A 17,502-nucleotide genomic window follows, 5' to 3' on the forward strand; every position below is an offset into this window, starting at 1 on the left:
AGCCAAGGGACGAGGCCCCTTGGAACCGCTTATTAAGGGGATCGGGAGAGAGGGGGCTATTCGGGGGTTGGTATGGCCTCGGTCGCCCCCTCTTTCCCGATCCCCTGATCAAATGGGTTCAAAGGGCCGTCGGCCCTTTGCGGGTCCAGGGCAGCGGCCTGGCCTTCCTTACACGCCCCCAGGCCCCCACCCCATGATCCGCTCCGTGCTGTTCGATACCGAGACGACCGGTCTGGACCCGCTGAACGGCGACCGGGTGATCGAGGTCGCGGCGCTGGAACTGATCAACGATTTGCCGACGGGCCGGCACTTCCACGCCCTGATCCACCCGCAGCGCGATATCCCGCCGGAAGCAGCCCGTGTCCACGGCATGAGCCTGAACGACCTGGCGGGCAAGCCGCTGTTCGCCGAGGTGGCGCGAGAACTGGCCGACTTCCTGGCCGACAGCAAGCTGATCGCGCACAACGCGCCATTCGACTTCGGCTTCCTGGACATGGAGTTTGGACGCGCCGGCCTGCCGCGGCTGGCGCGGGAGCGGATGATCGACACGCTGGCCCTGGCGAAGACCCGGTTCCCAGGCATGCCCAACAGCCTGGACGCGTTGTGCCGCCGTTTCGCGATCGATCTGTCGGCACGGACCAGCCACAACGCGCTGCTGGACTGCAAGCTGCTGGCGGAGGTCTATGTCGAACTGACGGGTGGCCGGCAGCGTGGGCTGTCGCTGGCGGCGCAGGACTCGCGGGGGCCGGTCACGGTGTACCTGCACACCGGCCCGCGCACCCCCCAGTCGATGCAGCCGACCAAGGCGGAACTGGCGGCACATGCGGCCTTTCTAGCAAGGATCAAGGAGCCGGTCTGGCTCCTACCTTGATTGGATCCATCCCGATCAGGCCCAGCGGAAAATCAGGCGCAGCGGACAATCAGGCCCGGCGGAACCAAGAGCGCAGTCGTAGCGGGCGGCGGAACCGCCCGCTCCTTCAACCCATAGACAGGACGATCAAGCGCTTTTCTTCATGATTTCCTCAGCCACGTTCCGCGGCACCGGATCGTAGTGGTGGAACTGCATGGTGAACGACGCGCGCCCCTTCGTCATGCCGCGCAGGTGGGAGATGTAGCCGAACATCTCCTTCAGCGGCACATGCGCCCGCACGATCACGGTTGACCCGGAGCTTTCCTGGTTCTGGATCTGCCCGCGCCGGCGATTGAGGTCACCCACGACGTCGCCGACATGATCCTGCGGCGTGGTGACCTCCACGTCCATAATCGGCTCCAGGATGATCGGGCCGGCGAGCTTCATGCCGTCCCGGAAACATGCCTTCGCGGCGATCTCGAACGCCAACGCGGACGAGTCCACATCGTGATACTTGCCGTCGATCAGCGTGTACTTGAAGTCCACCGTCGGAAAGCCGGCCAGCACACCGGTATCGGCCTGCACGCGGATGCCCTTTTCCACCGCCGGGATATACTCCTTCGGCACCGAGCCGCCGACGACCTTGTTCTCGAACATTACCCCGGTGTTGCGCTCCAGCGGCTCGAAGATGATCTTGACTTCGGCATACTGGCCCGACCCGCCGGACTGTTTCTTGTGCGTATAGGTCTCGGTGTGCGGCTTGGAGATCGTTTCGCGATACGCCACCTGCGGCGCACCAATGTTGCAATCCACGCCATATTCCCGGCGCAGCCGGTCGATGATGATCTCCAGGTGGAGTTCACCCATGCCGGACAGAATCGTCTGCCCGGTCTCCTGATCGGTGCGCAGCCGCAGGGATGGATCCTCGCCGGCCAGCTTCTGCAGACCCAGGGTCATCTTCTCGACGGCTTCCTTTGTACGCGGTTCGACCGAGATGTCGATCACCGGCACCGGGAAGGCCATCCGCTCCAGCACCACCGGATCGTCGTTGGAGGCCAGGGTGTCGCCGGTGCCGGTATCCTTCAGGCCGACGAAAGCGGCGATGTCGCCGGCCTCGACTTCCTTGATCTCCGCGCGCTTGTCGGCGTGCATCTGGAACATCCGGCCAATGCGCTCGCGGTGGCCCTTGGTGGTGTTCTGCACCATGTCACCGGATTTCAACGTGCCGGCGTAGACCCGCACGAAGGTCAGAGTGCCGTACTTGTCGTTGATGATCTTGAACGCAAGTCCAGCGAACGGCGCCTTCGGGTCGGCCTTGATCCGGCGGCGGTCCGGGTTGTCGCCCTCTTCCTCGTTTTCCTCCAGCGCGACGGCGATGCCCGGCACGTCGATCGGCGACGGCAGGTAGTCGATGACCGCATCCAGCAGCGGCTGCACGCCCTTGTTCTTGAACGCCGTGCCGCACAGCACCGGGCGGAACGTGCCGTCGATCGTGCCGCGCTTGATGCAACGCTTCATCGTCTCGATCTCGACGTCGCCTTTGTCGAAATATTCCTCCATCGCCTGCTCATCGACCGACAGCGCAGTGTCCAGCAGCGTTTGCCGGTGTCCAGCCACCAGTTCCAGCATGTCGGCCGGAATATCCTCATAGTGGTATTTCGCGCCAAGTTCGCCGCCTTCCCAGATGATCGCCTTCATCTCGACCAAGTCGACGACGCCTAGGAACTGGTCTTCCGTGCCGATCGGCAATTGCAGCGGCAGGGCGATGATATCCAATTTCTCTTTCAGCGTATCGAAGGCGCGATAGAAATCAGCGCCGGTGCGGTCCAGCTTGTTGATGAAAATGATGCGTGGCACGTTGTAGCGATCTGCCAGCCGCCAGTTCGTCTCCGACTGCGGCTGCACGCCAGCGACACCCTCGATAATAAAGATCGCGCCGTCCAGCACGCGCAGGCTGCGGTTCACCTCAATGTTGAAGTCGATATGGCCCGGTGTGTCGATGATGTTGATGCGGTTGTCTTTCCACTCGCACGTCACCGCGGCAGAGGTGATGGTGATCCCCCGCTCCCGCTCCTGGTCCATGTAGTCGGTCGTGGTGTTACCGTCGTGAACTTCGCCGATCTTATGTGACACGCCGGTGTAATACAGGATCCGCTCGGTCGTCGTCGTCTTGCCCGCGTCGATATGCGCGGTGATGCCAATGTTCCTAATCTTGTCGAGCGGTACGATAGACACGGCAAATCTCCTGTTATCAAGCGAGCGGGCATATCAGAAAGGGCGCGGGACCCATTGCTGGATTTCGGGGTTTTCCCCCGCGCGCCCACCTGCAGCGACCGCCGAACATGCGGCTGGTTATGTATGCCAGGAAATGCGACAGGGCGCGGTGTTTTGCAAGTGCGAAAACAGCCGTGAGCCCGATGGTTGCTACCCTGGCAGATGCTTTATCACACATTGACACACAGGCCGAGCATAAGGTGATCCCATGGACACACGCACCGCTCAAGCCCTCATACGGTTCGGGCTCGGCCGCCGCGGCGCGGAGCCGCTGCCGGCAGACCCGGGCGCCTGGCTGATGGACCAGCTTCGCCGGCCGGACCCGACGCGGCTGGATGAACCGCCCACCGTCGCCGAGGGCCTGGCCGTGCTGCGCCAGGACCGCGAGACGAAGCCGCCGCCGGGCAAGTCGCTGTCACGCAAACTGTTCCAGACCCAGGCGGCAGCGCAGCTTGCCAATGCGGTCACCACCCCGGCACCGTTCCGCGAACGCCTGGTATGGTTCTGGACCAACCATTTCTGCGTGTCCCTGCGCCGCGGCGAGATCACGTCGGTCGCCGCCGCCTTTGTCGAGGAAGCCATCCGGCCCCACGTCACCGGCGCTTTCTCGGACATGCTGCTGGCGGTGATGCGCCATCCGGCGATGCTGATGTATCTGGACAATGCACGCTCCATTGGCCCGGACAGCATGGCTGGCCTGCGGTTGCATCGTGGCCTGAACGAGAACCTGGCGCGCGAGTGCCTGGAACTGCACACGGTCAGTCCGCTGGCTGGCTATTCGCAGGCGGATGTCACCGCTTTCGCCAAGGTGCTGACCGGCTGGTCGATCGACTTGAAGGCGGAACCGCCCGGCTTTCGCTTTCGCCCCTATACGCATGAACCTGGCGTGCAGATCGTGCTGGGCCAGCCGTTCTCCGCCGATGAGGAAGGTGGCGTCGCCGCCCTGCGCTTTCTCGCCAACCATCCGGCCACGCATCGCTTCCTTGCGACCAAGCTGGCGTGCCATTTCGTTGCCGACGCTCCGCCACCGGACGCGGTGCGCGTCATCGAGGGCCGGCTGCGCGACAGCAGCGGGAACTTGGGCGCCGCGGCGGCTTCGCTGGTGGACCTGCCGGCTGCCTGGCAGCCGGCGACCAAGCTGCGCACGCCGCTGGACTACGTGGTGGCGAGTGTCCGTGTGCTCGATCCGCCGCCTGACCAGATGCCCAACATGGTTGGCATTCTTGGCGGTCTAGGTCAGCCGCTGTGGACGGCGCCGGCGCCGAATGGCTGGCCTGATCGCGCCGCCGATTGGGCCGCACCCGAGGCGATGCTGCGCCGCATCGACTGGGCCAGCAGCTTTGCCGGCCACATCGGCACCGGCGATGTTTTGCGGATCGCCGACAGCGGCCTTGGCCCCCTGTTGCGTGCTGCGACACAGGATGCAATCCGCCGCGCCGGCTCGCGGCGGGACGCGATGACCCTGCTGCTGACCAGCCCCGAATTCCAGAGGCGATAATCATGCACATCTCCCGCCGCGCCGCCCTCCTCGGCTTGACCGCCTCCGTCGGTATCGGCCGTACCACCCTCGCGCTGGCCACGGCACCCACCGACAAGCGGCTGGTTGTCGTCATTCTGCGCGGCGCGCTAGACGGCATGGCCGCCGTTGTCCCGTACGGCGACCCCGGCTTGGTCGCGTTGCGCGGGGAGATCGTGCCGCCGGCGCCGAACCAGCCGGACGGACTGCTCGACATGGGCGGCTTCTTCGGCCTGCATCCCGCGTTGGCTGGACTACACGACATTTATAAGGCCAACGAGGCCCTGGCGGTCCATGCCGTCGCCGGCAGCTATCGCGTCCGCAGCCATTTCGAGGCGCAGGATTATCTCGAGTCAGGTGCCGACCACCGCATGACCAGCGGTTGGCTCAACCGTGTAGTTGCCGCAATGCCATTAACTAGGACGCGACCGGAACCTGAGGCACTTGCTGTTGGCGTCTCCATTCCGCTGCTGCTGCGCGGGCCGGCGCAGGTGACCAACTGGGCGCCACACGGATTTTCCCGACCGGCGCCGGAACTTTACGCGACGATCGCCGCGCTCAATCAGGGCGATCCGGTCACCGGACCCGCCATCGCCGAGGGCATGCGCGCCCGCGGCTTCAGCGCCACGGTCATGGATAGCGAAGCGGAGGTGAAGGAAAAGAACGCCTTTCCGACGCTGGCTCAATCGGCCGGCGAAATGCTGCGCGCGCCCGACGGCCCGCGCATCGCGGCGCTGGAAATCGGCGGCTGGGACACGCATGCGGCACAGACCAATAGGCTGACGGGTCCGCTGAAGCAACTCGATGCCGGCCTGGTCGCGCTGAAAACGGCGCTGGGGCCGGCCTGGACGCAAACAGTGGTGCTGGTGATGACCGAGTTCGGCCGTACTGCACGGGTTAACGGAACTAAGGGCACGGACCACGGCACGGCGACGGTTGCCTTCGTGCTCGGCGGCGCGGTGGCCGGCGGACAGGTCAAGGGCACCTGGCCTGGTCTCGGCGCGGGACAATTGTTCGAGGACCGGGATCTGGCGCCCACCACCGACCTGCGTGCCGTCGCGCGTGGCATTCTAGGGTCGCATCTCGGCCTGAACGCCACGGCCTTAGCAAGCGTGTTCCCCGGCAGCGGCAGCGTGGGAGCAATGCATGGCCTGGTCGTCCAGGCGTGACTGAAGCCGGCCGACAGGGTCGGTCCGCAGCCTGCGGACCCTGTCGCTGCTGACGTCGAGTTCGGCGCTGGCCGGAGCCGGTGTCACGCGCTGCCGCCTGAAGCGCCGGCTGTACCGACCTAGTATCTGATCGCAGAGAAGCGTGAGACGCGTAGCGGCCACGTTTCGGCGCGTGAATCAGATACTTCAGGCCAATAGCGACGTATCGCGCTTCTCTGATGCGCGATACTAGCGACGTTGCCTCCCGGCTCATCGTCGCCAGCATGGGCCGGCGCAGCCCGTCGGCTGGCCACGCCAACACAGCCTTATCCGGCAGAACCATGACGTCCTGGCAGCGGCGCGGCAACACCTGCGCCCGACCTCCGGCAATCTTCGCCATGCCAGCGAGTCTGATGTCGAGCATCGCTTAGATCATCGGGCCGAGCGGGCCGCGAATGCCATGCCCGCTGTGGCAGACGTGGTATCACGTCGTTTCATATTTAGAGAAGTTTGAAGCGATCCGCGGCGCACTGGTCAGCGGCGGCCGAATCATGGTGCACAAGCCTGCCGACTGTGGCGGCGGAAGGTCGATTACCACCCGCATCCGAGGCATGTCGAGGCGCAGCAGCTTGATCGTCATGGCGGCAGCGAAGTCGCCGATGATGCCTGTGTCAGAAGGGCTCGGTAAGTTCTTGCTTCGGCGCCACCGTCAGCGTTTTCCACCGATGTTCCTATTCATCCCCAGCATGGGCGCCGGCAGCGACTCGGCCGATGACATCGGTTCAAACCTGCGCCGGCGCACCTGCCGCGTCGGCGACCGCGGGCAGCCAGGATTCGCTTATACGTGTCATCAGCGCCGTAGATACTGAACAAGGTGCAAAGTGCTGCCACAAGCACGCGACCCGGAGGCTGCACGGATCTGCCAGCGACGATACAGGACTCGACTGTGGTGGCAACGGGTAGAATAGACTACCAGCTGAGTTTCCATTTTTTTATTATCAACTGCTGGTTTATTATGGAGATCAGGCTGCCATCCAAGTTAATGATCGGCCGCCGAATGTAATCGGTCTTCGCGAATGCCGGATAGTATCGGCGGGAAGGGCCCGCCTCTTGCCGGCGGTGCACGTTCGTCATGCCGCCAAAACTTGGCATCCATGCTTTTCTATGCCTATACAAAGGCGTGGCTGACCGGCCTGCGTCTGCACTAGGGCTGAAACACGATACGCCGCTCAGACCTGCCGCCGGTTGACTGCAAGGATTTGCTTACCCCTTAAGTGAATCAATTAGAGTGGATGCCTTGCGAGTTGCCAATGTCGGCCGGTACCCGCGGTAAAGCTGGGGGAACCACAACAACCGGGCGGTTGATGGTAAACCCGGCGAAGCCTATCCTGGAAGTGGATGCCGACAAGATCATCAACGTTACCTTTTACTAGCCGCGGATGCGACGATACCGAGCGGGTCTTCTGGGGCACATGCAAGGAACTTCATGGCGAAGTCGCCCAGCCAGATTTTCAGTTTAAGGTAACAAGTCCGCGCGTCTGATGGCGGCTACATTGTTATTAGCAAGTCGATCTGCCAGCCGACGACAATGTCGCTTCCCGCCGTGCTCAATTACCCCAGTTGGCAAAAAATGCGGTCTTGACTTAGGTTGTCTTGTTCAGCGACCAGTTGTTTCCTGCAGCTTCGCCGAGTCGGTGGCGAATAGCCGGATGCATGCACTCTCTGGCGCGCTCGGCGGCGGCGACGGCTTTGGTATCGCGGCTGGCGCGGATTGCGACAGCGGCCTTCTTGCCGGGTTGCAGTTCCATGTCCCGTTTCATAATGATTTGTGGTATGAATAATGCTGCCGGATAGCGCCAGTTCACGAATTTGTATCAGTAATCCCTGAGTTGACAGAAAAAACATGCAATCAACTATGGCGCTGTTGGCGCTGAAGGTTATATTGATGCTGTTGAGTTGCAGGAAAGAAATAGATGAGTGAAGATGTGTTGGGTCTCACGGCCCAGATCGTGAGCGCGCATGTGACGAAGAATCCAGTTCCCGTAGAGGAATTGCCGGCCTTGATTCGAGAGGTCTATAAAACCCTGTCAACGATAGGCGAAGTCGCGGCACCGGCTGGAATATCGAAGCCGTCGGTCCCAGTGACCAAGTCGGTTTTCCCGGACTACATCGTTTGCCTTGAAGACGGCAAACAAATGACGATGCTGAAACGACATTTGATGACCGAGCATAATCTGACAGTGGATCAATACCGTGCAAAGTGGGCGTTGCCCTCGAACTACCCAATGGTGGCGCCGAATTACGCGGAAACGCGCTCTACGCTGGCGAAGAAAATGGGGCTTGGTCGTAGCCGGACCGTTGTCCCCGCGAAGAAGCCAGGACGCAAGGTAGCCGCCAAGCGCAGCAGCCGCGGCTAAGGCCGGTTTGTCCGTCCCGGTAGATAAAGGTCGCCGCGTGGCCGGCGATTGACCTGGTTTATCCCGATATACGCCCATCCAGGCGCGATGACGTATATTGCCCGCCAGCGTTCCATAGGATGAATCGCTGGCGGCGGTCCGGTTAGTGGAAGCAACCACCGTCAACTGGGCGAACTGAGCTGTCGCTGACCGCAAAGGCTTTCTTGCTTGTTTATCGCGATGATCGCGATCCAATGCTGACGTTCTGGTTCCCGTACAGGCTGCTTCCTCGATTTGTTCCTTCTGGTATCGCCGCCTGTCCTGGCTTCTTCTGATCTTGATGTTAGCGTAGCCGCTGGCGACGGGGCCGCAACCCGGGTGGAGGACGACATCATGAAGCACGGCAGGATAATTCTCGAAACCATCAATGAGGTGATCGTCATCACGTTGAACGATCCCGGCGTGTTGAATGCCTTTGGTCAGAAATTACGGGAGGACTTGCAGGACGCGCTGGACCATGTCGAGGTCAGCCGAGCCCGCTGCCTGGTGATTACCGGCACCGGTCGGGCGTTCTGCTCAGGCGCCAACCTGAACGATCCGGATCGGCCGGAGCGAGACCGCGCCGCCGAAGCGCGGGGCGACATCCAAAGCGACCTGGAGGCTTGGTATAATCCTACGTTCCTGCGCCTGCGCGCCCTGCCAATCCCGGTGATCACCGCGATCAACGGCATCGCCGCCGGCGCTGGCATGAGCCTGGCATTGTCCGGTGACATCAAGATCGCCGCCCGTTCCGCCTCGTTCTTGCAAGCCTTCGCGCGGATCGGCCTGGTGCCGGACTGCGGGTCGTCCTGGATCCTGCCACGCCTGATCGGGATCGCCCGCGCAATGGAGCTTTCTCTGCTAGCCGAACGTCTTCCAGCCGAAACCGCCTTGCAGTGGGGCATGATCAACCGGCTTGAAGAAGACGTCCATTTGATGCCGAAGGCGCTGGACCTCGCGAAGAGCCTGGCGGCCGGCCCAAAGTCGCTGGGCCTGATCCGGCGGATGTACTGGGATGGTTTGGAGAACCGCTACAGCGAACAACTCGACCTGGAAGCGAAGCTTCAAAGCCAGGCGGGAATGACGCAGGACTTCAAGGAAGGCGTGGCCGCATTCCGCGAAAAGCGCTCGGCTCGTTTCACCGGCAACTAAAGGCGATCCCATGCGCATCGGCATTGTTACCATACCTGTCGCCGCACAAGGCGGCCTGCCATCGGATGGCCCGTCATTGCTGGAGCAGGTTGTCGCCTTGGCCCGCGATGTGGAGCGGCTTGGCTTTCATGGGTTTTGGCTGACGGATGCATTCGCGCGCGGCAAGCCAACGCTCGATCCGCTGATCCTGTTGGCCGCGCTTGCTACCCAGACATTCCGGATCGAACTCGGCACCTGCGTAGTGCAGGTTCCGCTGCGCCATCCGGTCGAGCATGCGCACCGAGTGCAGACGCTGAACCTGCTGACGCAAGGCCGCTTGCGCTTTGGTGTCGGCAGCGGTTCGACGAAACACGACTTCGAGGCAGTGCAGGCCAGCTACGACGCCCGTTTCAAGACGCTGCCGGCCTACCTCGATGTCATGCGCAAGGTCTGGAGCGGGGAGCCGGTCTACGGTCCTGCCCTCTCGGTATGGCCGGGCACTGAGTTTGGGCCGCCAGTGCTGCTGGGAGCCTGGCGCAGTGAGCGCTGGATCAATCTGGCGGCGAAGGTGCTGCAAGGCTGGATTGCGTCGGGCATCCATACGTCATGGGAGGACCTGGCGATCGGCGTGAAGATGTATCGCAATGCCGGCGGCAAGCGGGCGGTGCTGGCGAACATCTTTACCGATTTCCGCAATCCTCCGGGCCATTTGCCGATCAGCCATGAACCCAAGATCTCCCTGTTCTGCTCACCGGCGCAGGCACGTGACAGGCTCAAGCGGCTGGAAGACCTGGGTATCGATGACGCGCTGCTGGTCTGCCCATGGGACGACCTAGCGCAGCTAAAGACAGTGGCGGCACTGGTAGGGTGAGGAAAGGAAAAGGCCAGAGCTCTGCCCTGGACCCGCAAAGGGGCTGACGCCCTTGGTGGGGTCGGGGGGGGCGGACAGGGCGATCGCTTGAGTGGTTGAGGGATTCCCGTGCGGGCTAGAATCGGATTCATAGGAAGCCTCTCATCAGGAGGTCTCTATGTCCATGCCAAGCCAGCCCTGCTTCTTGTCCCACTTCGCGGCCCTCCGGGACCCGCGCCAAGCGACGAAGGTGCTATATCCTCTACCGGAAATCCTGTTGCTGATGCTCTGCGGGACCATCGCCGGTGCGGACGACTTTGTCGAAATCAGCCTGTGGGGCAGCGAACGCCAGGGCTTCCTCCGCCGTTTTCTGCCGTTCAAGCACGGCATCCCGAGCCACGACACATTGTGCGACGTGATCGCGGCGATTGATCCTGAGCTGTTCAAGACATGTTTCCTGACCTGGGTAGACGGGTTGCGGACTGACACGCCCGAGATTATCGCGATCGATGGCAAGACCTCGCGTCGCAGCCATGCCCGCGGCAAAGGGCGTCTGCCGCTGCATACGGTGTCCGCCTGGGCGACGCGTCAGCGATTGGTCCTTGGACAAGAGGCGGTGTCGGCGAAATCCAATGAGATCACCGCCATTCCTGTGCTGCTGCGTCGTCTGGAACTGGCCGGCGCGTTGGTGACCATCGATGCCATGGGCACGCAGAAGGAGATTGCCCAGACGATCATCGAGGGTGGTGGCGATTACGTGCTGGCCTTGAAGGAGAACTGGCCAGCGACCTATGCCGAAGTGGAAACCGTCTTTGCCGATCCACCACCAACGCTGACGCTGCAAAGCTTCGAGACCGTCGATGGCGACCATGGCCGGATCGAAACCCGCCGCCATACGATCTGCCACGACATCAACTGGCTGTTCGCCGAGCGGCGTCATCCGGGCGAATTTGCATTCCCTGGCCTGACCGCCATCGGCATGATCGAAAGCGAAACCGAGCGGGGCGGCGTTATCCAGACAGAAACCCGATACTACCTGTGCTCAACCAAACTCAGTGCCGAGACCCTCGCCAGGGTCGTGCGGAGCCACTGGGGCATTGAGAACCGGCTGCACTGGGTGCTGGATGTGGTATTCCACGACGATTTGGCGCGCCTGCGCACCGCTCATGGCCCTGCCAACATGGCGGTCGTGAAACATACTGCCATGAATTTACTGAACCAGGCGAAACCCGTCACCAGCTTTAAGTTCGACTTTGGCCATTTGGTTGAGTGGATAGGCATCGGCCGATGTTGGGTGGCGGAGCGGATGGAGGAATAGAATGAGGCATCCCTGCCGGGAGATGCCGTCATGCTTTGCCTGCCACCCCGCTTCGCCGCCATCATTTTAGCATTTGCCTCGGTGTTTGTGCAGCAGCGCACCTGGCGGCACGCCCGATTGCTGTTGTTGGGCGCGCTGCTGGCGCCGGGCCAGCGCACAGTGAGCAGCATCCTGCGGATCATCGGGTTGCGGCGGGAGCGGCACTTCGTCAATTACCATCGCGTGCTCAACCGTGCGATCTGGCGCAGCCGGCATGCGGCGCGTCTGCTGCTGGACCTGCTGATCAACCGCTTCGTTTCAACCGATCCGATCGTGCTGGGTGTGGATGACACGATTGAACGCCGACGTGGCAAGCGGATCAGCGCCAAGGGCATCTACCGTGATCCGGTCCGCTCATCGAAGTCGTTCTTCGTCAAGACCAGCGGCTTGCGCTGGCTCAGCCTGATGGTGCTGGCGCCTGTGCCCTGGGCACAGCGGGTTTGGGGTTTGCCATTCCTGACCGTGCTGGCGCCCTCGGAACGCTTTTGCCGCACGCACAACCAACGGCATAAGAAACTAACAGACTGGACCCGTCAGGTGGCCTTGCAGGCGCGGCGCTGGCTGCCAAAACGGTTGGTTGTGCTGGTCGGCGACAGCAGTTTTGCCGCGCTTGACCTGCTGGCAGCGCTGATGCGCCAGGGTCTGATCTGTATCACCCGCCTGCGCCTGGATGCGGCTTTGTATAAGCCAGCCGCACCGCGCGAGCCGGGCGCCAAAGGGCGACCCCGCAAGAAGGGTGCGCGGCTGCCAACGCTGATCCAGAGACTGCAAGATCCCAGCACCGAGTGGCAATCGATCTCTGTTTCAGGCTGGTATGGCAACACCGAGCGTCGTCTGCAGATCTGCTCGGATCGCGCCGTGTGGTATCATGCCGGATTGCCGGTGTTGCCGATCCGGTGGGTGCTGCTGCGCGATCCCAACGGCGCGTTCGCGCCACAGGCGCTGCTGTGCACCGATCCAGCTCACGATGCGCACGACATCATCGGCTGGTTTGTGCGGCGTTGGGCGCTGGAGGTGACGTTCCGCGAGACACGTGATCACCTCGGCATTGAGACCCAGCGCCAGTGGTCCGATCAAGCGATCGCCCGCACCACACCATGCCTGCTGGCGCTGTTCTCCATCGTCACATTGCTGGGCACCCGCCTGACCCACCGGGCCCGCCTGGCCGTCTCGACCGCCGCCTGGTACCACAAGCAGCGGCCCACTTTCGCCGATACACTTGCCGCCGTGCGTCGCGAAATCTGGGCCGCACAAGGTTTTTCAATGTCACGGTCCAGGGTAGACAGCAAAAAACCCTCCAAGGCGCTACGCGAAGGCATGACCTACGCCCTCTGCAACGCCGCATGAGCACCGCCAAATGGCCAAAGTCGAATTAAGAACCGCCGTAAAAAGGCCGGCTGGAATCAGGATTATCTGGAAAACGTCATCCGGCGCATCGCATGAGACACTCAAGCGATTCCCCTGGGGGGGCGGAGCCCCCGCCTTGCTTCCTCCCCCGCCCTACACCACAGTGATCCGCTCCAAGCCGCCCATGTACAACCGCAGCGCGTCAGGGACGGTGATCGAGCCGTCCGCCTGCTGGTAGTTCTCCATCACCGCGATCAGCGCTCGTCCGACCGCGACGCCGGAGCCATTCAGCGTGTGCACGAATGCCACCGTCTTGCCATCCGACCCACCGCGGAAGCGGGCATTCATCCGGCGTGCCTGGAAATCACGGGTGTTGGAGCAGGAGGAGATTTCCCGCCACATCTGCTGGCCGGGCAGCCAAACCTCCAGATCATGAGTGCGGGCCGCAGCGAACCCAGTGTCGCCCGAGGACAGCAGCATCCGCCGATAGGGCAGTCCAAGCTGCTCCAGCACCATCTCTGCCGCTCGGGTCATCCGTTCATGCTCACCGGCGCTATGATCTGGATGGATGATGGAGACGAGTTCGACTTTCCGGAACTGGTGCTGGCGCAACATGCCGCGGGTATCACGACCGGCTGATCCAGCTTCACTGCGGTAGCAGTCGGTCAGTGCGGTCAAGCGGATGGGAAGGCGCTTTTCCGGCAGGATCTCGCCGGCGACGGTGTTGCTCAGCGGCACCTCCGCAGTCGGAATCAGGTAGCGGCCGTCGGTGGTCTTGAACAGATCTTCCTCGAACTTCGGCAGACTGCCAGTGCCGTAGACGGCCGCGGCGTTGACCAGGGACGGCACGATCATCTCAGTATAGCCGTGCTGCTGGGTGTGCAGGTCCAGCATGAACTGGCCCAGCGCCCGCTCCATCCGGGCAAGCGCGCCTTGCAGAATGGTGAAGCGTGCCCCGGCCAGTTTGGCGGCCGTAGCGAAGTCCATCATGCCCAAAGCTTCACCGAGGTCGAAATGCTGCCTGGGGGTAAAGGCGAAGTTGCGCCGTGCGCCGTGCTGCGACAGCATCACGTTGGCGGTTTCGTCCGGGCCGTCAGGAACCACATCATCCAACGTGTTCGGCAGGACCTCCAGTGCCTGGCGGATCGCCGTATCCAGATTAGCGGCGCGGGTTTCAAGCGCCTCAATCTCACTGCGCAAGGCGGTCGCTTCGGCTTCCAGCTCGCCAGTATCCGCCCCGGCGCGTCTGCCTTGTCCGATCTCCTTCGACAACGCGTTCCGTCTCGCCTGCTTCTCCTGTAGCGCGGTCTGCGCGGTGCGGCGGACCATATCCCGCTCAAGTATCGAGACAGACACTGGCGGCAACCCGCGCCGCACCAGCGAGGCGTCGAACCCCGCGGGATCGGTGCGGACGGCGCGAATGTCGTGCATCGGTTAAGCCTCCACCGGCTTCGTCTCGACCCATCGGGCCGAGAAGATGGAAATTTCGTACAGCAGGATCAGCGGCAAGGCCAAGCCTGTTTGCGTGATGATGTCTGGCGGGGCCAGGATCGCGGCAATGACGAACATTCCGACATAGGCGTATCGGCGGAATTTCTTGAGCTGCGCTGAACTGACGATACCAACCTTGGCCAGCAGCGTCAGAGCGACGGGAAGCTGAAAGGTGATGCCGAAAGCGAAGATGAGCTTCATCACCAGGTCCAGATACTCACTCACACGCGGCAGAAGCTCAATTGGCACGCCGCCGCCGCCGGTCGGGTTCTGAAAGCTGGCGAAGAAGCGCCAGGCGAAGGGGAAGACGAAGTAGTAGGCCAGTGCCGCGCCCATGACGAACAGGATTGGCGTGGCGGCCAGGAACGGCAGCAGCGCCCGCTTTTCGCTGCGATACAGGCCGGGGGCGACGAACAGCCAGATTTGTATGGCGATAACAGGGAAGGCGACGAAACCGCCGCCGAAGAACGCCACCTTGATGCGAGTGAAAAACGCTTCATACAATTGCGTGTAGATCAAATGTGGGTCGGGGTTGCCAGTCTCCCGCAGCACCCGTGCCAGGGGTTCAGCCAGGAAGTAGTAGATCGGACCGGCGAAGTAGTAGGCCACGCCGAAGCACACCAGGAAGGCGCCGGCGGACCAGATCAGCCGGCGGCGCAGCTCGATCAGATGCTCGAGCAGCGGCATCGGCTTGTCGTGGATTGGATCGTCTTTGGGTTTGGCCAAGGTTCGGCTTTCCGTTAGAGCGGTGCTCAAGGCCGAGCATGGCGTTGGAGGACGGCGTCGGGGGGAATGAAGGCCGGTGCGTCAGCGGTGGGGGCAGCCGCTTCAGCCGCCGGCAGCGGAACCTGGTCGGGCGGTAGCCAGGCAGGTGCGGCCGGCTTGGTAGGGGGCAGCGAGATATTGGCCAACGGCACCGGATCGATCACCTCCGGCGCGCTGACGGTGACCTCATCCAGTGTGGAGACCTCTTCAGGCGTCGGATAGGTCGGCTCCAGGGGATTGGAGGCGAAGGTATTGCGCAGGCTTCGGTCGGGATCGACCGCTTTTTCCATCGCGCCTGGAATGTCGAAGTTGCGAATGTCGTTGAAGGCTTTCTTCACGTCGCCCAGATCGGCCTCGCGCACCATCTCATCGACATGGGTCTGGAACTCGGCGGCCATGCGGCGCGCTTTCTTGATCATCGAACTGACGGTGCGGATGGCGGCGGGCATGTCCTTGGGGCCGATCGCGATTAGGGCGACGGCGCCGATAAGGACGATCTCCGACCAGGCAAAATCGAACATGGGTTCAGGTTTCTCTCCAGGGCGCGCTTGCTAGCAGGAAGCGCGCGCCAGGGAAACATAATGCCGGAAGCCTGCCGGCGCGTCGCCGCCGGATTACCGATGCGCAATGGAGACCGGCGTGTCCACCGGATCGACGCTGAGAAAGCCCAGGGTGCCGGCTTCCAGCACCACGCAGGTCATCGGGCCGCCGAAGACGGCGCCGGTGTCGATAGCGATGCGGTTATGCCGCACCACCGGCGCCTTCACGGGCGTGTGGCCGTGGACGATGACGGCGCCGAAATCCGCCTCGGAGTAAAGGAACGGCTGGCGGGCACGCAGCAGGTCGTCGCGCGCCTGGTCCGGGAGCGGGATGCCCGGGCGGACGCCGGCATGGACGAAGGCGTAGCCGCCCTCGCGGTGCATCAGGACCAGGCCGCGGAGGAACGCCTGATGCGTTCGCGGAATCAGGAAGGCCCACTGATCGCGTGGACCGTTGGGGTCGATCCCGTAGCTTTGCAATGCAGCCTTGCCACCGGCGAACAGCCAGTCTGTGCCGGCGGCACGCTCTCCACGCAAGGCATCCAGCATGGTGCTTTCATGGTTGCCCAGGAGGTTGACCATTTCCATGCCGGGAATAGGACAGCGGTCGATCAGGGCGGCGATCACCCCGGCGGTGTCGGCGCCGCGATCCACGTAGTCGCCGATATGCAACAGCAGCGGCGATGCCACCGGGCGAACCGCCAGGTCATCGACAATTTGTTCGTGCAGGTTGGCGAGCTGCCTGGCACATCCGTGGATGTCACCGATGGCGTAAATACGCCGGCCAGGCGGCAGCGAGGCAGGCGCGGGCTGGAGTTCAATCATTGCCGAAGGGATTATAGGGCGGTAGCGATCAAATCAACACGGGGCGCATCGCGTTTCCGCACGCAACTGATAGGATAAATAGATGCGGCGGGTCCTTGCCTTGTATATTGTGTTCATTCCGGCGGTTCTTGCCGCGCCATATGCTGCCCTGGCTGGCTGTGCCCCGGTCGCCTTCTCCCAATCCCGCGTCTGGACCGCCGCCGCCGTGGACGAGAGCGTGAAAATTACCTTTCTCGGCCACGCCAGCTTCGAAATCGTCTCCCCCGCCGGCGTCCGCGCCATCACCGACTATAACGGCATTAACATTCCGTCCGATCCGCCAGACATCGCGACGATGAACCATGCCCATTCGACGCATTACACGCTCGACCCTGACCCGCGCATTCCCTACGTGCTGCATGGCTGGCGGGAGAACGACAGGATTCCCGCGTTCGACCTGGTCGTGCGCGACATGCACGTGACGAGTCTGCCGACCAACATCCGTGCTCTGGATGGGGGCACCGAACTGTACGGCAACTCGATCTTCGTCTTCGAGACCGGCGGACTGTGCATCGCCCATCTCAGTCACCTGCATCACATTTTGACACAGGCCGACCTCGACACGCTCGGCCACATCGATATTGTCATGGTCGCGGTGGACGGCATCTGGACCATGAGCCAACAGAATGCTGCCCAGGTAGTGGAACAGTTGCAGCCGCGTGTCGTGCTGCCGATGCATTATTTCACTAGCGACGTGCTTTCCAGCTTCCTGGACCTGGAACGCGACAAGTTCGCCGTTGATGTGCGCGACAGCCCGGTGCTGGATGTCTCTCGCACCACGCTGCCGGCGGTGCCGACAGTAATCGCGTTGCTCGGCGGGTATTGATCGCGAATGCTTTCGCGCCCGCGGCGGGATTTCGCAACGCTGGGGGCGACTGGAAATCGGCTTGGAGGCGCGATCTCGGGAATTGTCACGTCTCGCACAAACGACCAGC

General features: G+C 62.6%; 15 protein-coding genes and 1 pseudogene. 10 read left to right on the top strand and 6 right to left on the bottom strand.

Annotation, left to right across the window (positions count from 1 at the left end):
- Window positions 1-193 precede the first annotated feature (193 nt).
- Entirely contained in the window at window positions 194-871 is a 678-nt protein-coding gene (gene dnaQ, locus ACQY4S_RS19565; protein WP_428486885.1) for a DNA polymerase III subunit epsilon, read from the top strand.
- A gap of 126 nt (window positions 872-997) precedes the next feature.
- On the opposite strand, the gene fusA is transcribed toward dnaQ, so the two are convergent.
- A complete protein-coding gene (gene fusA, locus ACQY4S_RS19570; protein ID WP_428486886.1) occupies window positions 998-3,085 on the bottom strand; it encodes an elongation factor G in 2,088 nt (695 codons plus the stop codon).
- 247 nt (window positions 3,086-3,332) lie between these two features.
- On the opposite strand from fusA, the gene ACQY4S_RS19575 reads away from it, so the two are divergent.
- The 3 genes from ACQY4S_RS19575 to ACQY4S_RS19585 all read left to right on the top strand — a co-directional run bounded on the left by ACQY4S_RS19575 (window position 3,333) and on the right by ACQY4S_RS19585 (window position 6,657).
- On the top strand, window positions 3,333-4,622 hold the full coding sequence (locus tag ACQY4S_RS19575) for a DUF1800 domain-containing protein (protein WP_428486887.1): 1,290 nt from the start codon (window positions 3,333-3,335) through the stop codon (window positions 4,620-4,622).
- Window positions 4,623-4,624: 2 nt separating this feature from the next.
- Window positions 4,625-5,809 carry a DUF1501 domain-containing protein gene (locus ACQY4S_RS19580; RefSeq protein ID WP_428486888.1) on the top strand — a complete coding sequence of 395 codons (1,185 nt, stop codon included), beginning with the start codon at window positions 4,625-4,627 and terminating at the stop codon, window positions 5,807-5,809.
- A gap of 434 nt (window positions 5,810-6,243) precedes the next feature.
- Window positions 6,244-6,657: a hypothetical protein gene (locus ACQY4S_RS19585; protein ID WP_428486889.1), complete on the top strand. Its 414-nt coding sequence runs from the start codon at window positions 6,244-6,246 to the stop codon at window positions 6,655-6,657.
- A 774-nt stretch (window positions 6,658-7,431) separates the two neighbouring features.
- Here ACQY4S_RS19585 and ACQY4S_RS19590 read toward each other — a convergent pair.
- The gene (locus ACQY4S_RS19590) at window positions 7,432-7,596 is read right to left on the bottom strand and encodes a hypothetical protein (RefSeq protein WP_428486890.1); all 165 of its coding nucleotides are present in this window, start codon (window positions 7,594-7,596) and stop codon (window positions 7,432-7,434) included.
- Window positions 7,597-7,761: 165 nt separating this feature from the next.
- Here ACQY4S_RS19590 and ACQY4S_RS19595 point away from each other — a divergent pair, with 165 nt between their 5' ends.
- The 5 genes and pseudogenes from ACQY4S_RS19595 to ACQY4S_RS19615 all read left to right on the top strand — a co-directional run bounded on the left by ACQY4S_RS19595 (window position 7,762) and on the right by ACQY4S_RS19615 (window position 12,908).
- Window positions 7,762-8,205, top strand: coding sequence for a MucR family transcriptional regulator (locus ACQY4S_RS19595; protein WP_428486891.1), 444 nt, complete (start codon window positions 7,762-7,764; stop codon window positions 8,203-8,205).
- A gap of 372 nt (window positions 8,206-8,577) precedes the next feature.
- Window positions 8,578-9,375, top strand: coding sequence for an enoyl-CoA hydratase-related protein (locus tag ACQY4S_RS19600; protein ID WP_428486892.1), 798 nt, complete (start codon window positions 8,578-8,580; stop codon window positions 9,373-9,375).
- A 10-nt stretch (window positions 9,376-9,385) separates the two neighbouring features.
- A complete protein-coding gene (locus ACQY4S_RS19605; protein ID WP_428486893.1) occupies window positions 9,386-10,225 on the top strand; it encodes an LLM class flavin-dependent oxidoreductase in 840 nt (279 codons plus the stop codon).
- Window positions 10,226-10,382: 157 nt separating this feature from the next.
- A pseudogene (locus ACQY4S_RS19610) lies at window positions 10,383-11,429 on the top strand (ISAs1 family transposase); the annotation flags it as partial.
- A gap of 123 nt (window positions 11,430-11,552) precedes the next feature.
- The gene (locus ACQY4S_RS19615) at window positions 11,553-12,908 is read left to right on the top strand and encodes an IS701 family transposase (RefSeq protein ID WP_428486894.1); all 1,356 of its coding nucleotides are present in this window, start codon (window positions 11,553-11,555) and stop codon (window positions 12,906-12,908) included.
- Window positions 12,909-13,061: 153 nt separating this feature from the next.
- Here the strand turns inward: ACQY4S_RS19615 and serS are convergent, their stop codons facing one another.
- The 4 genes from serS to ACQY4S_RS19635 all read right to left on the bottom strand — a co-directional run bounded on the left by serS (window position 13,062) and on the right by ACQY4S_RS19635 (window position 16,528).
- On the bottom strand, window positions 13,062-14,339 hold the full coding sequence (gene serS / locus ACQY4S_RS19620; protein ID WP_428486895.1) for a serine--tRNA ligase: 1,278 nt from the start codon (window positions 14,337-14,339) through the stop codon (window positions 13,062-13,064).
- Window positions 14,340-14,342: 3 nt separating this feature from the next.
- A complete protein-coding gene (tatC, locus tag ACQY4S_RS19625; protein WP_428488459.1) occupies window positions 14,343-15,086 on the bottom strand; it encodes a twin-arginine translocase subunit TatC in 744 nt (247 codons plus the stop codon).
- A 65-nt stretch (window positions 15,087-15,151) separates the two neighbouring features.
- Complete coding sequence (gene tatB / locus ACQY4S_RS19630) at window positions 15,152-15,685, bottom strand: Sec-independent protein translocase protein TatB (protein WP_428486896.1); 534 nt, start codon at window positions 15,683-15,685, stop codon at window positions 15,152-15,154.
- A 93-nt stretch (window positions 15,686-15,778) separates the two neighbouring features.
- Complete coding sequence (locus ACQY4S_RS19635) at window positions 15,779-16,528, bottom strand: metallophosphoesterase (protein WP_428486897.1); 750 nt, start codon at window positions 16,526-16,528, stop codon at window positions 15,779-15,781.
- A gap of 82 nt (window positions 16,529-16,610) precedes the next feature.
- Here ACQY4S_RS19635 and ACQY4S_RS19640 point away from each other — a divergent pair, with 82 nt between their 5' ends.
- Window positions 16,611-17,393, top strand: a complete 783-nt coding sequence (locus ACQY4S_RS19640) for an MBL fold metallo-hydrolase (RefSeq protein WP_428486898.1) — start codon at window positions 16,611-16,613, stop codon at window positions 17,391-17,393.
- Window positions 17,394-17,502 lie beyond the last annotated feature (109 nt).

Origin of the sequence: Rhodopila sp. (assembly GCF_965276935.1) — a bacterium.
In the GTDB taxonomy this organism is placed as follows: Bacteria; Pseudomonadota; Alphaproteobacteria; order Acetobacterales; family Acetobacteraceae; genus Rhodopila.

What these genes read in the sequence shown, in the direction of transcription:
- dnaQ (WP_428486885.1), top strand. Translation starts at nt 194, where the DNA reads ATGATCCGCTCCGTGCTGTTCGATACCGAGACGACCGGTCTGGACCCG.
- ACQY4S_RS19575 (WP_428486887.1), top strand. Translation starts at nt 3,333, where the DNA reads ATGGACACACGCACCGCTCAAGCCCTCATACGGTTCGGGCTCGGCCGC.
- ACQY4S_RS19580 (WP_428486888.1), top strand. Translation starts at nt 4,625, where the DNA reads ATGCACATCTCCCGCCGCGCCGCCCTCCTCGGCTTGACCGCCTCCGTC.
- ACQY4S_RS19585 (WP_428486889.1), top strand. Translation starts at nt 6,244, where the DNA reads ATGCCATGCCCGCTGTGGCAGACGTGGTATCACGTCGTTTCATATTTA.
- ACQY4S_RS19590 (WP_428486890.1), bottom strand. Translation starts at nt 7,596, where the DNA reads ATGGAACTGCAACCCGGCAAGAAGGCCGCTGTCGCAATCCGCGCCAGC.
- ACQY4S_RS19595 (WP_428486891.1), top strand. Translation starts at nt 7,762, where the DNA reads ATGAGTGAAGATGTGTTGGGTCTCACGGCCCAGATCGTGAGCGCGCAT.
- ACQY4S_RS19600 (WP_428486892.1), top strand. Translation starts at nt 8,578, where the DNA reads ATGAAGCACGGCAGGATAATTCTCGAAACCATCAATGAGGTGATCGTC.
- ACQY4S_RS19605 (WP_428486893.1), top strand. Translation starts at nt 9,386, where the DNA reads ATGCGCATCGGCATTGTTACCATACCTGTCGCCGCACAAGGCGGCCTG.
- ACQY4S_RS19615 (WP_428486894.1), top strand. Translation starts at nt 11,553, where the DNA reads ATGCTTTGCCTGCCACCCCGCTTCGCCGCCATCATTTTAGCATTTGCC.
- serS (WP_428486895.1), bottom strand. Translation starts at nt 14,339, where the DNA reads ATGCACGACATTCGCGCCGTCCGCACCGATCCCGCGGGGTTCGACGCC.
- tatC (WP_428488459.1), bottom strand. Translation starts at nt 15,086, where the DNA reads ATGCCGCTGCTCGAGCATCTGATCGAGCTGCGCCGCCGGCTGATCTGG.
- tatB (WP_428486896.1), bottom strand. Translation starts at nt 15,685, where the DNA reads ATGTTCGATTTTGCCTGGTCGGAGATCGTCCTTATCGGCGCCGTCGCC.
- ACQY4S_RS19635 (WP_428486897.1), bottom strand. Translation starts at nt 16,528, where the DNA reads ATGATTGAACTCCAGCCCGCGCCTGCCTCGCTGCCGCCTGGCCGGCGT.
- ACQY4S_RS19640 (WP_428486898.1), top strand. Translation starts at nt 16,611, where the DNA reads ATGCGGCGGGTCCTTGCCTTGTATATTGTGTTCATTCCGGCGGTTCTT.